12 protein-coding genes are annotated in these 13,543 nt (G+C 70.4%); 8 read left to right on the plus strand and 4 right to left on the minus strand.

Going from position 1 to position 13,543, the window contains the following annotated elements:
* The 7 genes from sufD to IWX63_RS12695 all read left to right on the plus strand — a co-directional run bounded on the left by sufD (position 1) and on the right by IWX63_RS12695 (position 8,214).
* Positions 1-1,332, plus strand: coding sequence for a Fe-S cluster assembly protein SufD (sufD, locus tag IWX63_RS12665; RefSeq protein ID WP_334685850.1), 1,332 nt, complete (start codon positions 1-3; stop codon positions 1,330-1,332).
* Positions 1,332-1,691 (plus strand): non-heme iron oxygenase ferredoxin subunit, encoded by a 360-nt coding sequence (locus IWX63_RS12670; protein WP_199278531.1) that lies wholly within the window; start codon positions 1,332-1,334, stop codon positions 1,689-1,691. Before sufD ends, IWX63_RS12670 begins: the two co-directional genes overlap by 1 nt.
* Positions 1,692-1,758: 67 nt before the next feature.
* Positions 1,759-2,526, plus strand: a complete 768-nt coding sequence (gene sufC / locus IWX63_RS12675; protein ID WP_199278532.1) for a Fe-S cluster assembly ATPase SufC — start codon at positions 1,759-1,761, stop codon at positions 2,524-2,526.
* A gap of 67 nt (positions 2,527-2,593) precedes the next feature.
* Positions 2,594-2,923 carry a metal-sulfur cluster assembly factor gene (locus tag IWX63_RS12680; protein WP_104120512.1) on the plus strand — a complete coding sequence of 110 codons (330 nt, stop codon included), beginning with the start codon at positions 2,594-2,596 and terminating at the stop codon, positions 2,921-2,923.
* Positions 2,924-3,067: 144 nt separating this feature from the next.
* Entirely contained in the window at positions 3,068-4,009 is a 942-nt protein-coding gene (locus IWX63_RS12685; protein WP_199278533.1) for an ABC transporter ATP-binding protein, read from the plus strand.
* Positions 4,009-5,730 (plus strand): ABC transporter permease, encoded by a 1,722-nt coding sequence (locus IWX63_RS12690; protein ID WP_199278534.1) that lies wholly within the window; start codon positions 4,009-4,011, stop codon positions 5,728-5,730. The genes IWX63_RS12685 and IWX63_RS12690 overlap by 1 nt, the downstream gene beginning before the upstream one ends.
* Positions 5,731-5,772: 42 nt before the next feature.
* The gene (locus IWX63_RS12695; protein ID WP_199278535.1) at positions 5,773-8,214 is read left to right on the plus strand and encodes an HAD-IC family P-type ATPase; all 2,442 of its coding nucleotides are present in this window, start codon (positions 5,773-5,775) and stop codon (positions 8,212-8,214) included.
* 49 nt (positions 8,215-8,263) lie between these two features.
* On the opposite strand, the gene IWX63_RS12700 is transcribed toward IWX63_RS12695, so the two are convergent.
* The 3 genes from IWX63_RS12700 to IWX63_RS12710 are packed head-to-tail and all read right to left on the minus strand — an operon-like array spanning position 8,264 to position 10,357.
* On the minus strand, positions 8,264-9,034 hold the full coding sequence (locus tag IWX63_RS12700) for an energy-coupling factor transporter transmembrane component T family protein (protein ID WP_199278536.1): 771 nt from the start codon (positions 9,032-9,034) through the stop codon (positions 8,264-8,266).
* On the minus strand, positions 9,031-9,723 hold the full coding sequence (locus IWX63_RS12705) for an energy-coupling factor ABC transporter ATP-binding protein (RefSeq protein WP_334685851.1): 693 nt from the start codon (positions 9,721-9,723) through the stop codon (positions 9,031-9,033). Before IWX63_RS12705 ends, IWX63_RS12700 begins: the two co-directional genes overlap by 4 nt.
* Positions 9,716-10,357 carry a biotin transporter BioY gene (locus IWX63_RS12710; RefSeq protein WP_199278538.1) on the minus strand — a complete coding sequence of 214 codons (642 nt, stop codon included), beginning with the start codon at positions 10,355-10,357 and terminating at the stop codon, positions 9,716-9,718. Before IWX63_RS12710 ends, IWX63_RS12705 begins: the two co-directional genes overlap by 8 nt.
* Before the next feature lie 167 nt (positions 10,358-10,524).
* Here IWX63_RS12710 and IWX63_RS12715 point away from each other — a divergent pair, with 167 nt between their 5' ends.
* Positions 10,525-12,123, plus strand: a complete 1,599-nt coding sequence (locus tag IWX63_RS12715) for an ABC-F family ATP-binding cassette domain-containing protein (protein WP_199278539.1) — start codon at positions 10,525-10,527, stop codon at positions 12,121-12,123.
* A 46-nt stretch (positions 12,124-12,169) separates the two neighbouring features.
* On the opposite strand, the gene IWX63_RS12720 is transcribed toward IWX63_RS12715, so the two are convergent.
* Positions 12,170-13,504, minus strand: a complete 1,335-nt coding sequence (locus IWX63_RS12720; protein WP_199278540.1) for a glycosyltransferase family 2 protein — start codon at positions 13,502-13,504, stop codon at positions 12,170-12,172.
* Positions 13,505-13,543: the final 39 nt, after the last annotated feature.

The following is a 13,543-nucleotide window of genomic DNA, read 5'->3' on the forward strand; positions in this document are numbered from 1 at the left end:
ATGACTGAGACCACCCAGATGGACCACACCGAGTACCCGCCCGAGGGCGAGGAGACCGGTCCCGGTGACCTCGACGGGACGGCGCGCCTCGGCGCGCCCACGGGCTCCGGGTCCGCGATCGACGGCTTCACCGAGGAGGGCGAGAGCCTGCCCGGCGGGGACGACGGCACCGAGCAGCACGGACTGAAGAAGCACAGCCATGGCAACGCGCCCGTGATCCCCGAGGCCTCCCGCGGTGAGCGCCGCCGGTCCTTCGACCTCGCGGACTTCCCGACGCTGACCGGCTTCGAGGAGGACTGGCGGTTCACGCCGCTCAAGCGCCTGCGCGGCCTGCACACCGACGAGCTGACGGGTGCGGCGCCCGCGCTCGCGGTCACGGGTGCCGGCAACGTCACCGTCGAGACCGTGGATCGCAGCGACGCCCGGCTCGGCTCGGCCGCGACGCCGGAGGACCGCGTCTCGGCCGCCGCCTGGAACGCCTTCAGCGAGGCCACGGTCATCACCATCCCGCGGGAGACGGTGGCCGACGGCGAGGTGATGGTCCGCGTCACGGGGACCTCGCCCGCCGCCGCCGCGCAGCACATCCTCATCCGCGCCGAGGCCTTCTCGAAGGCCGTCGTGGTCCTGGACCACTCCGGGTCCGTCACGCTCGCCCAGAACGTCGAGATCATGGTGGGCGACGGCGCGGAGCTGACCGTCGTCAGCGTCCAGGAATGGGACGACGACGCCGTGCACGTGTCCTCGCAGCAGGCGAAGGTGGGACGCGACGCCCGGTACAAGCACGTGGTCGTCAGCCTCGGCGGCGACCTCGTGCGCCTCACGCCGTCGTCGATCTTCACCGCGCCCGGCGCCGAGGTCGAGATGTACGGCCTGTACTTCGCCGACGCCGGCCAGCACCTCGAGCAGCGGCTCCTGGTGGACCACGCCGTCCCCAACTGCAAGTCCCGCGTCACCTACAAGGGCGCGCTGCAGGGCCAGGACGCGCACACCGTCTGGGTGGGGGACGTCCTCATCCGCAAGGCGGCCGAGGGCACGGACACCTACGAGACCAACCGCAACCTGATCCTCACGGACGGCGCGCGCTCGGACTCGGTCCCCAACCTCGAGATCGAGACGGGTCTCATCGAGGGTGCCGGCCACGCCAGTGCCACCGGCCGGTTCGACGACGAGCACCTCTTCTACCTGATGGCGCGTGGCATCCCCGAGGTCACGGCCCGACGCCTCGTGGTGCGCGGCTTCCTCACCGAGGTCATCCAGCAGATCAAGGTCCCCGCGCTCGAGGAGCGGCTCTCGGAGTCGGTCGAGCGCGAACTCGCGGCGGGCAATCTCTGATGGCCGAGGCACCCCGCGGGGAGCTGATCTGCAGCGTCGACGACATCCAGGTCAAGCAGGCGCTGCGCGTCCTGATCGACGACTACCCCGTCGTCATCGTCCGCGACTCCGACGGTGAGATCCACGCGCTGGGCGACACCTGCTCGCACGCGGACATCTCGCTGTCCGAGGGCGAGGTCGAGGGGTGCGCCATCGAGTGCTGGGGGCACGGATCGCAGTTCGACCTGCGCAGCGGCGCCCCGCTGCAGCTCCCCGCCTACGAACCGGTGCCGGTCTTCGCACTGGAGATCCACGACGGCAACGTCTACGTCGACGTCACGACGGTCACCAACGGAGCAGCCGCACCGCAGTTCGGCTAGCGGTCGCCGCACCCCCACCTACTTCCTGCACACCTCCTGGACAGCCAGGCGAAGGAGAAAGAACACGATGTCCACACTTGAAATCAAGGACCTGCACGTCAGCATCGACACCGAGCAGGGCAACATCCCGATCCTCAACGGCGTCACGCTGACGATCAACACCGGCGAGACCCACGCCATCATGGGCCCCAACGGGTCCGGCAAGTCGACCCTCGCGTCCACCATCGCCGGGCACCCGCGCTACAAGGTCGACAGCGGTACGATCACGCTCGACGGCGAGGACGTCCTGTCGATGAGCGTCGACGAGCGGGCCCGCGCCGGGCTCTTCCTCGCGATGCAGTACCCGGTCGAGGTGCCCGGCGTCACGATGACGAACTTCCTGCGGACGGCCAAGACGGCCCTGGACGGCGAAGCGCCGAGCCTGCGCCACTGGACCAAGGACGTCAAGGCCGCCATGGCCCAGCTGCGCATCGACGCGGACTTCGCCCAGCGCAACGTCAACGAGGGCTTCTCGGGCGGCGAGAAGAAGCGCGTGGAGATCCTCCAGCTCGAGCTCTTCCGCCCGAAGTTCGCGATCCTCGACGAGACCGATTCCGGCCTCGACGTCGACGCCCTCAAGGTGGTCTCCGAAGGTGTAAACCGCGAGCACGCCAAGGGTGAGATGGGCACGCTGCTCATCACCCACTACACGCGGATCCTCCGCTACATCAAGCCGGACTTCGTGCACGTCTTCGTCGCCGGCCGGATCGCCGAGCAGGGCGGACCGGAACTCGCGGACCGCCTCGAGGAAGAGGGCTACGATCGGTTCACTGCCCAGACCCCGGTCGAGGCGTAGCACCACCGCACCATCCGGCGCGTCCTGCGCGCCGACCGCATGACACCAGCCTGAGAGGAAGAGTTCGATGAGTGATGTGCAGCAGGCGCAGACGGCGCTGGATGACATCGAGGAAGCGCTGCGGGACGTGATCGACCCGGAGCTCGGCGTGAACATCGTCGACCTCGGTCTCCTGTACGGCCTGAAGTACGCGGAGGACGGCGCCCTCCTGATCGACATGACCCTCACCACCGCGGCCTGCCCGCTGACCGATGTGCTCGAGGAGCAGGTCGGTCAGGCGCTCGACGGCGTCGTGGACGAGTGGCGCCTGAACTGGGTATGGATGCCGCCGTGGGGTCCCGAGAAGATCACCGAGGACGGTCGCGACCAGATGCGCGCGCTCGGCTTCAACATCTGAGCGGATCGACAGTACGACGGAGGGGTGGTTCCAGCAGCGGCTGGAACCACCCCTCCGTCGTACACCCGGAGGTCCTTCGGCCCTGATCGGTGTGCACCGGGGCCCCTACCCTTGGTCGCAGACAACCGACCAGGGGGACACAGGATGGCGGCGGTAGAGGTCCGGGATCTCCGGAAGTCCTACGGCGACCTCGTCGTGGTCGACGGCGTGTCCTTCACCATGGAAGCCGGGGAGGTGTTCGCCCTCCTCGGGCCGAACGGCGCCGGGAAGACGACGACCGTCGAGATCCTGGAGGGACACCGGCGCGCCGATTCCGGCACGGTGTCCGTGCTCGGCTTCGATCCGGCGACGCACGCCCGCGCATTCCTCGAGCGGATCGGGATCGTGCTGCAGGACGCGGGGTTCGAGGACGACTTCACCGTGATGGAACTGGTGAACCTGCAGCGCGGTCTCTACCCGCGCCGGTTGGCGGCGGACGCCCTCATCGACCAGGTGGGTCTCTCCGAGAAGCGGAAGGCGCGGGTCAAGACGCTCTCGGGCGGCCAGCGTCGCCGGCTCGATCTGGCACTCGGCCTGGTCGGCGATCCCGACATGCTGTTCCTCGACGAACCCACGACCGGGTTCGACCCCTCCGCGCGGCACCAGGCGTGGGAGCTGGTGGAAGGCCTGCGGAACACGGGCAAGACCGTGCTCCTGACGACGCACTACCTCGACGAGGCGGAGCACCTCGCCGATCGGGTGGCCGTGATGGTCGAGGGCCGGGTCGTGGCGCTGGGGACACCGGCGGAGCTGACCGCCGGACAGCGCAGCGTCGTCGTCTCCTTCCGCCTGCCGCGTGATACCCCCGTGACGGGCCTGCCCGAGCTGGGTGGTACGCCCGTCCCCGACGGAGCGGGGTGGACGCTGTCCACGATGCAGCCGGCAGCGGTGCTGCACGCCCTCTCGGGCTGGGCGCTCGAACGCCGGATCGAGCTCCCGGCACTCGAGGTCCGCCGTCCCTCGCTCGAGGACGCCTACCTGGCGCTCGTGGGCTCGGTGACAGCGGCCGAGCGGGAGGACGCCGCCGCACCACCGGGGAGGGCGTGATGGGCGGGGTCGCAGGCGGCGCCGTGCGAGTGGCCTCCGTGGGGGTGGGCGCCGCCTCGATGGCACGCGACCAACTGGTGCACGCCGTCCTGGCGCTCTGGCGGACACAGGTGGTGCTGATCTTTACCTTCGCGATGCCGCTGCTCTGGCTCTTCCTGCTCGGCGTGCTCACAGGCAATGACGCGGTGGGTCAGGACGGCGTGCGGGTCATGCAGTTCGCCGCACCGATCGCGATCGCGATGGGCACCTTCTTCGCCACCCTGCCGCCGGTGGCGATCTCGGTCGCGGAGGCCAGGGAGACCGGGGTGCTGAAGCGCCTCCGCGGGACGCCACTCCCGGCCTGGGGCTACTTCTTCGGGCAGATCGGCGCGGCCCTGCTGTTCGCGCTCGGCTCCCTCGTGGTGACCGTGCTGCTCAGCGTGCTGTTCTACGAGGTGCGTCTGCAGACGGAGACACTCCTCGCCACGGCTGTCACGCTGGTCGTCGGGACGACGGCGTTCTCGGCCGTCGGCCTCGCGATCGGATCGCTGAGCCGGAGCGCCTCCATCGCGGAGGCGGCGTCGATCGGTTCCGCCGTGGTGCTCTCCTTCATCTCGGGGCTCTTCTTCGTAGGGGCCGGCCTGCCGGCCTGGCTCGATACCGTCGCATCCGTGTTCCCGCTCAAGCCCTACGCCGACTCCCTCCGGGACCAGTTCAACCCCTACCTCCCGGGAGACGGCTGGAATCCGGCAGAGCTCGCGGTCGTCGGAGCGTGGCTCGTCGCGGGCACGCTCGTCAGTCTCGGTGCCTTCCGGTGGGAACGGTACCGCTCCCACCGGGTCGGCCCCACAGGACGGCGCCCGGTCCGTCCCTCGCCGCCACCGGATCCCGCCGGATCACTGTCGTCGTCACTGGCGTCGTCGCCGTCACGGTCGTCGTCCGACGGGGTCACCTCGCCGGGGCTGGTCGCGGTCACTGTCCGCCGGCCCTCCGCACTCGTACTCCTCGCAGGCCAGTCCGTGGCGGCGCTCCGCGGCGCTGCCCGGCGGCCGGGCGACGTGTTCTTCTCGGTCGTCATGCCGGTCGGCCTGTTCGCGCTCCTGGTCACCGTCCAGCCGGGCGACACCCTGGCCGACGGGCGGCCCGCGGCGCTGGTGATCGGCGCCAGCATGGTCACCTGGGGTGCGGGCGTCGCCCTCTTCATGAATCTCGCCGAAGGAGTCGCCCGGGCGCGCGACACCGGTCTCCTCAAGCGCATGCGGGGGACACCGCTGCCGGTCCTGGGCTACCTCGCCGGGAGGACCGTCGCGGGACTCGCGCTGACGCTGGTCATCCTCGCAGGGATCCTCCTGCTCGGAGCGGTGGCGTTCGGCCTGAGGATCGGTCCGGCCGGGCTGCTGCTCGGCCTGGTGGTCCTCCTGGTCGGCTCCCTGAGCCTGGCGGCCTGCGGGTTCCTGATGACCACCCTGGTGCCCAGCGCGCGGGCGGTCGGTACCGTGGGGCTGGCCGTCCTCTTCCTCCTCTCCTTCTTCTCGGACGTGTTCCTGAACGACGGACCGGCATGGATGGGCACCGTCGGTTCGCTGTTCCCGCTCAAGCACCTGCAGAACGGGCTGGCTGCAGCCTGGGATCCTGCGGGCACACCGGTGCCGTGGCTGGATGTCCTCGTGCTGGCGCTGTGGGCCGCCGCCGCCGGGGCACTCGCGGTCCGCCGGTTCCGCTGGGAACCGGTCACACCGTGATGGCGTTGCTCGCCGGGATGAAGCACGACGGCCCTCGGGTGGATGGCTGCTGACCGGACCGGCCGGGCGCCCGCGACTGCGCCCGGCCGGGACAGTGGCCTCGCGAGCGTGGGCGCATGGCCCGGGTTGAGCACGGCCGAGGTGCTGGATCGCACGGATCGGGGGCTCGTCAATTCCAGCCCGGAATCCACCGGGCGCTCCTTCGCCGGCATCCTGCAGGCCAACGTGCTCACCCTCTTCAACGCGGTCGTCGGGGGGTGTTTCCTCGCCCTGCTGCTGCTCGGAGCGTGGCAGGACGCCCTGTTCGGGTTCTTCGTCGTCGCGAACACGCTCATCGGTGTCGTGCAGGAGTTCACAGCCAAGCGCGCCCTGGTGCGCCTGGCCGTGCTCAACGCCCCGCGGGCGTTCGTGCGGCGTGACGGCGTCGAGACCGAGTGCGCGGTCGACGCCGTCGTCCTCGACGACCTGCTCGTGCTCCGTCCCGGGGAGCAGGTGCCCGCGGACACCGAGATCGTCGAGTGCCGTGAACTGGAGGTGGACGAATCGCTCCTCACCGGCGAAGCCGTGCCCGTGGCCGCGACGGTCGGGCGTGAACTGATGAGCGGCTCCACGATCGTCGCCGGTGCGGGGCTGGCACGGGTCATCGGCGTCGGCGCCGAGTCCTATGCTGCGAGGATCACCGCGGAGGCCCGGCAGTTCTCGCTCGTCGGCAGCGAGCTGCGGCGGTCGATCGGCCGTGTCATCCACTGGATCTCCCTCGCCCTGGTCCCGCTCTCGGTGATCGTCGTCAACGGCCAGATGCAGGCGGCGGGGGGATGGTCCGCGGCGCTGTCGAGCGGGGCGTGGCGCGACGCGACCATCACCGCTGTGGCGAGCATCAACGCGATGGTGCCGGCCGGGCTGGTGTTCATGACGTCGGTGGCCCTCGCCGTCGGGGCGGGGAGACTCGCCCGGCGGCGCGTACTGATCCACGAACTCGCGGCCGTGGAGGGACTGGCCCGCGTGGACGTCCTGTGCGTCGACAAGACCGGGACGCTGACGGAGGGCTCGTTCGCCCTGGACCGGCTGGAACCGGTGGACGGCGCGCGGGCCGGGTGGGAGCAGGCCCTCGCCTGGTTCGCGACGGACCCGGCGGCCAACGCGACGGCCCTGGCCATCGGATCCGGGGTCCCCGGCGCCTGGACCGCCGGCACCCCGCCGGAGGCGACGGTCGCGTTCTCCAGCCGCCACCGGTGGAGCGGCGCCCAGTTCGGCGAGGGCAGCCTGTGCGGCTCCTGGGTCCTCGGCGGAGCGGATGTCGTGCTGGGCGCGGCCGGTCCGGGGAGCAGCATCGTGGCGCGGGCCTCGGAGATCGCCGCCGCCGGGAGCAGGACCCTGATCCTCGCGCACTCGCCGCGGCCGCTGCCCCCGACCGGCGGTGCGACGGCGCCGGCCCTGCCCGACGGCCTGCGACCCGTCGCGATGGCGGTGCTGCGTGAGCGCGTCCGCGCCGACGCAGCGGACACCATCCACTACTTCGGTGAGCAGGGAGTCCGCGTGATCATCATCTCCGGCGATGATCCGGGCACCGTGCTGGCGGTCGCCCGGGAGGTGCATCTACCCGGTGACCTGCACGGTGTGGACGCCCGGGCGCTCCCCGACGAGCCGCAGGCCTTCGCCGAGGTCCTCAGGACGGAGAACGTCTTCGGCCGCGTCTCGCCGGACCAGAAGAAGGCCATGGTGCTCGCGCTGCAGTCACTCGGGCACACCGTGGCGATGACCGGGGACGGCATCAATGACGCGCTGGCCCTCAAGCACGCGGACCTGGGCATCGCCATGGGGTCCGGTGCCCCGGCGGCGAGGGCCGTCGCCAACCTGGTGCTGCTCGACGGCGGCTTCGCTCGGCTTCCGGGCATCGTGGGGGAGGGGCGGCAGGTGATCGCGAATGTCGAGCGGCTCGCGAAGCTCTTCCTGTCGAAGACCGTCTACGCGGTGCTGCTCGCCCTGGTCTTCGGTGTGGTGCTCTGGCCGTTCCCGTTCCTGCCGCGGCAGCTGGCCGTGGTCGACGGGCTGACCATCGGCCTCCCTGCACTGGTGCTCGGACTCCTGCCGAACACGCGGCTGTACCGCCCCGGATTCCTGCGGCGAGTGGCCCGGTGGTGCGTACCCTCGGGCATCGTGGTGGCCCTCGCGGTGATCGGCGCCGTCGTGTATGCACACGGTGACGCCGGTGCTTCCACCGCGGAGATCCAGACCGTCGCGGTCATCACCCTGACGCTCAGCGCCCTCTGGGTGCTCGTCGTGCTCGCCCGGCCGTTCACCAGGACCACGGCGGGCATCGTCGTCGCAGCCTACGCCGGCCTGCCCCTGATCCTGTCGCTGCCCGCCCCCCGCGCCTTCCTCCACCTCGAGGTACCCTCGCCGGAGCTGGTGCTCGTGTCCGTCGGCGCGTCCGTCGCGGCCAGCCTGGTCCTCGAGGTCGTGCATCGCAGGATCAGGTCCTGACCGGCCTCCCGGCGCGGCCGCAGCCACCGTACCCACGGTCCGGTGTGTCCTACGCTCCCGGTGCCGGGTCGAGGCCGCCGTCCCGATCGCCGCCGTCCCGATCGCCGCCGTCCCGCTCGCCGCCGTCCCGCTCTTCGCCGTCCCGCTCTTCGCCGACCTGATCGTCACCGACCTGATCGTCACCGTCGGGGTCCTCGTCGTCGTAGTCCCCCAGCCCCCTCGCCGCAAGGGCCTCGCCGGTCCTGTGCGCGTAGGCGACGGCGCCGATCACCAGGGGGGTCACCGCGACCCGTGGGCTGCGTTCGAGCCCGCGCGCCTTCGCGGCCTCCCGGACATCGACGAACAATCCGGCGAGGTAGGGGATGCTGCGCAGCATGAGGGACAGCGCGAGGGCGAAGCGCTCCGGCTGGGCGCCCAGCCGGCGGAAGGGGCGGGCCAGCCGGACCACGCCGTCGAGGATGTCCTGGGTCGGCGTCGTGAGCGTCAGGGCCCGCGCCGCGAGCAGGCAGGCGACGATCCCGCCCACCACGGCGAACGCGGCGGGCCAGCCCTGCAGGAACACCTGGTAGAGCGCGAGGACCCCGAGGACGGGTGCCGCCGGCAGGAGCATCCGGAGGATCCGCACAGGGGACAGTCGCGCCCCGACGACCAGCGCGCCGACGGTCAGCACCAGCGCTGTGCCGGTGACGGACGGCGAGCGCCACGCGAGGACGGTGCCGGCGCAGGCGAGGGACGCTGCGGCCTTGACCGGGAGCGGCGTGCGGTACAGGAATCCGTGGCCGGGCTCGTAGAGGCCCATCGTGCTGCCGAAGCCCCTCATGCGCCGCGCACCGGCCGCCCGGCGAGCGAGCGGTAGTGGGCCACGGCGTCGGCGGGCACGCCGTCGAAGACGACGGCCCCGTCGTCGACGACGAGTGTCCTCTCGGCCTCGAGGGCGAAGTCGAGGTTGTGCGTCGTGAAGACCACCTGCTGCTCGAGGCCGGCGATGACGGTCCGGACCCGGGCGTCGTTGCGCAGGTCCAGGAGCGTGGTCGGTTCGTCGGCCACGAGGATCCGCGGCTCCACCGCCAGCACGACGGCGAGCGCCAGGATCTGCCGTTCGCCGCCGGAGAGGTCGTAGATGCTGCGGTCGGCGAGGTGGTCCACGCCGAAGCGCCGCAGGACGTCCTCGGCCTGCCGTCGACGCTCGGCGGGCGCGAGCTTCCGGGTGCGCAGGGACAGCTCCACGTCCTCGCGGCCCGTCGGCATGACGAGCTGCGAGAGGGGATCGGTGAACACGAAGCCGACGGCGCGCCGGACCGCCCGCCCCGCCGTCCGTGTGTCCCGGCCGAGGACGGTGACGGAGCCGGTCGACGGGACGAGCAGGCCGTTGATGAGGCGCAGCAGGGTCGACTTGCCGGACCCGTTGGCGCCGATCACCGAGATACGACGCTCGTGGAGCGTCAGGGTCGCCTCGAGGATGGTCCGTCCGCCGTCCACGCGCACCTGTGCACCGGTGAACTCAATCACGGGAGGCGCGCCCGGCAAGGAGCCGGGGGAAGGCGCGGTGCACCGACACGGCGATGACCGCGGCCAGGATGTTTTTGAGCACATCGCCCGGCAGGTAGGCGGCGTCCACGATGATCGCATCCCGCAGGGGCAGTCCCGCGTTGATCACGAGGCCCGCGATGCCGAGGGGGTGGATGGTCGCCAGGCTCGCGGCCAGGCACGCGAGGAAGAGGAGGGGTGCCCGGAAGCGCTGCCGGCGCAGGACGACGACGGCGAGCAGCCCGGCGACGAGTGCGGCGAGGGGGAAGGCCACGAGGTATCCCGCGGACGGTCCGGCGAGGACGCCGAAGCCTCCGCTGAAACCGCTGAAGACCGGCAGCCCGATCAGTCCGGCCACCAGGTAGAGCAGGACGGCGGCCGTTCCACGTGCCGGTCCGAGGACGATCCCCGCGAGCATCACCCCGAGGGTCTGGAGCGTGATGGGGACGCCGAGCGGGCCCACCGGGATACCGGGTAGGATTGCGAGGGCGGCAATGAGGGCGGCGAAGACCGCGACCAGCGAGAGATCGGTGGCATCCCACCGTCGTCCGGGCAGTCGTACGGACGATCGACGGCTGCTGACCGGCTCGGCGGTGGTCTTCTCGGCTGGCTGCATGGCGCACGCTCCTTCAGCGGGCCGGAGTCGCACCGGCTGATCCGGTGATTTGTCGACTTCCTCCAGCCGTAACTGCTTCTGTACCGAGACTAGCGCCGGTCATCAGGGGATCCTTTGTGGGATTCCTACAACAAACGCCGTCTCCGGCACCAGTGAAAGGCCTCACCGTGATTAGCGTATCGAACCTGGAGCTGCGAGCGGGTGCCCGCCTGCTCATGGACGGGGTGTCCTTCCGCGTGGACAAGGGCGACAAGATCGGCTTCGTCGGGCGCAACGGCGCCGGCAAGACGACGCTCACGAAGGTGCTGGCGGGCGAGGCCCTCCCCGCCGGCGGTACGGTGACGCGTTCCGGTGAGATCGGCTACCTGCCGCAGGACCCGAGGACGCCGAACATGGAGCAGCTCGCGCGCGACCGCATCCTCTCGGCCCGAAATCTCGACGAGGTCGTCAGCGAGCTACGCCAGGCCCAGGAGGACATGGCCAGCGACAAGACCTCCGTGCGCAACAAGGCGATGGCGCGCTACGACCGCATCGAGTCCGCTTTCCTCGCGGGCGGCGGCTACGCGGCGGAGGCCGAGGCGGCGTCGATCTCGTCGAACCTGTCACTGCCCGAGCGCATCCTCAACCAGCCCCTCAAGACGCTGTCGGGCGGCCAGCGCCGGCGCGTCGAACTCGCCCGCATCCTCTTCTCCGGCGCCGAGACCATGCTCCTCGACGAGCCCACCAACCACCTCGACGCCGACTCCATCGCCTGGCTCCGGGAGTTCCTGAAGAACCACCAGGGCGGCCTGATCGTCATCAGCCACGACGTCGAACTGCTCGAGGCGACCGTCAACAAGGTGTTCCAGCTCGACGCCAACCGGGCGACCATCGACATCTACAACATGGGCTGGAAGCGCTACCAGCTCCAGCGGGAGACCGATGAGCGCGCCCGGAAACGCGAGCGCGCCAACGCCGAGAAGAAGGCACACGTCCTCATGGACCAGGCCAACAAGATGCGGGCGAAGGCCTCGAAGGCCGTCGCCGCCCAGAACATGGCCAAGCGCGCCGAACGGCTCCTCGGCAATCTCGACGCCGTGCGGACCTCGGACCGCGTCGCAGCACTGCGCTTCCCCGATCCGTCGCCGTGCGGCAAGACGCCCATGACGGCGGAGGGACTGAGCAAGTCGTACGGATCGCTGGAGATCTTCACCGATGTGGACCTGGCGATCGACCGCGGGTCCAAGGTGGTGATCCTCGGACTCAACGGTGCGGGGAAGACGACCCTGCTGCGGATGCTCGCGGGTGTCGACACACCGGACACGGGCAAGGTCGTCGCGGGCCACGGCCTCAAGGTGGGCTACTACGCGCAGGAGCACGAGACGCTCGACACGCAGCGCTCGGTGCTCGAGAACATGAAGTCCTCGGCCCCGGACATGCAGGACGCCGAGGTGCGCGGCATCCTGGGATCCTTCCTCTTCTCCGGCGACGACGTCGACAAGCCGGCCGGTGTGCTCTCCGGAGGCGAGAAGACACGCCTGGCCCTGGCGACGATCGTGGCGTCCTCGGCGAACGTGCTCCTCCTGGACGAACCGACGAACAACCTCGACCCTGCCAGCCGTGCCGAGATCCTCGGTGCCCTCAAGAACTACAGCGGCGCCGTGGTCATGGTCAGCCACGACGAGGGCGCTGTCGACGCACTCGATCCCGAGCGGGTCGTCCTCCTGCCGGACGGCGTCGAGGACCTGTGGAACGACGATTACCTGGAACTCGTCACCCTCGCCTAGGCCCGACCGACCGGGCAACCCGGACCGGCGGACCGGCGAGCAGTCCTCACGCTGCGTCGACGGTGTTGGTGTCGAGCCCGCGGATGGCGCGCGCAGAGGCGTGCGTGCCCTCCGCACGCCGTCGGGGGCTCGTCCAGACCCCGCTCGTCCGGTCCGGCAGCAGGGCTTTCGGGATCTGGCTCAGGCAGATGCCGGCGTCGAGCATCCTCACGAGCGGGAACAGCAACCCGAAGAGCAGGTACACCGGCCGTTTGAGGAGGATCGCGGCGAAGATCGAGAGCAGGAAGTCCGGCAGCAGGACACCGAGGAGGACGGCCCCCAGGGGAACCGCCTCGGTAAGCCACTCCAGGACCGGTGGCGCCTGCTGCATCGACCCCGGGATCGCGTCGGCGATGAGGGAGAGGGCCAGGAGCGGCAGTACGGACAGCAGCAGGATCCCGCTGACGACGATCTCGACGATGTGGATCCACAGATTGACCCAGAATTTGGTGAACCGGAACCGGTGCCGCCGGACGGTCTGCCAGAAACCGAGATTCCAGCGCCGGATCTGGCGCATGTAGTCCCCGAGATTGTCCGGATCCTCCGTGTAGGCGACCGCGGCCGAGGGGTGGAAGGCGATGCGTCCGAGCTTCCGGGCGTGGACGTCGAACGTCATGTTGAAGTCCTCGATCACGAGCCCCCGCCCTGCCACGTCGATGTGCTCGAGGACGGAGGTGCGGTACATGCTGGCGAAGCCCGGGACGATGTTCACCACGTTCGCGGCTTTGGCCGCCTGGCCGTATTTCAGCAGGAGCTGGACGATCAGGTACAGCCTGTCGCGGTAGGCGACCAGGAACCGGCCGAGCAACGGCCGCTTACCCGTTCCCACGATCGATTTCGCCCGGCCCGCCACCGCTACGACTCCCGGGTCCGCGAAGAGCGGGAGCCCCGTCGTCAGATAGTCCCTGGTCGGTCGCGTGTCGGCGTCGAGGATCAGCACGACGTCGAAGCGGTCACAGAGATCGAAGTACCGGATGCCCTCGGCGAGGGCTCCCGCCTTGCCGCGGTTGATCTGCAGGTCGAGGACATTGACCCCCAGGTTCCGGGCTATCGGGACGGTCGCGTCGGTCGATTTGTCGGAGACCACGTGGATGTTGTTCGGTGCCACCAGGTCCGCTGCCGCGCTGATCGACCTCTCGATGGACGCCGCCTCGTTGTGGGCTGCGATCAGGACCGCCACCCCGCTCACCGGGGGAGTTCCAGGCGGAGGCAGGGCGCGAGGTGCGGCGTTGGCGCGCCGCAGCGCCTCGCCCAGGCCGCGGCCCGCGCCGACGAGGCCCCAGAATGTGGTGCTGAGACCAACGACCAGCAGTACCACCAGCAGAACTGTCAGGAAGTCCATGTTTCTCCGTTACTTCGTCAGGGGCCGCGCGGATCGGTT

The organism is Arthrobacter sp. CAN_A2, from assembly GCF_015752045.1.
Lineage (GTDB): Bacteria > Actinomycetota > Actinomycetes > Actinomycetales > Micrococcaceae > Arthrobacter_D.

Excerpts from the sequence above, each read along its gene's own strand:
- sufD (WP_334685850.1), top strand. The coding sequence starts at position 1 with ATGACTGAGACCACCCAGATGGACCACACCGAGTACCCGCCCGAGGGC.
- IWX63_RS12670 (WP_199278531.1), top strand. The coding sequence starts at position 1,332 with ATGGCCGAGGCACCCCGCGGGGAGCTGATCTGCAGCGTCGACGACATC.
- sufC (WP_199278532.1), top strand. The coding sequence starts at position 1,759 with ATGTCCACACTTGAAATCAAGGACCTGCACGTCAGCATCGACACCGAG.
- IWX63_RS12680 (WP_104120512.1), top strand. The coding sequence starts at position 2,594 with ATGAGTGATGTGCAGCAGGCGCAGACGGCGCTGGATGACATCGAGGAA.
- IWX63_RS12685 (WP_199278533.1), top strand. The coding sequence starts at position 3,068 with ATGGCGGCGGTAGAGGTCCGGGATCTCCGGAAGTCCTACGGCGACCTC.
- IWX63_RS12690 (WP_199278534.1), top strand. The coding sequence starts at position 4,009 with ATGGGCGGGGTCGCAGGCGGCGCCGTGCGAGTGGCCTCCGTGGGGGTG.
- IWX63_RS12695 (WP_199278535.1), top strand. The coding sequence starts at position 5,773 with ATGGCTGCTGACCGGACCGGCCGGGCGCCCGCGACTGCGCCCGGCCGG.
- IWX63_RS12700 (WP_199278536.1), bottom strand. The coding sequence starts at position 9,034 with ATGAGGGGCTTCGGCAGCACGATGGGCCTCTACGAGCCCGGCCACGGA.
- IWX63_RS12710 (WP_199278538.1), bottom strand. The coding sequence starts at position 10,357 with ATGCAGCCAGCCGAGAAGACCACCGCCGAGCCGGTCAGCAGCCGTCGA.
- IWX63_RS12720 (WP_199278540.1), bottom strand. The coding sequence starts at position 13,504 with ATGGACTTCCTGACAGTTCTGCTGGTGGTACTGCTGGTCGTTGGTCTC.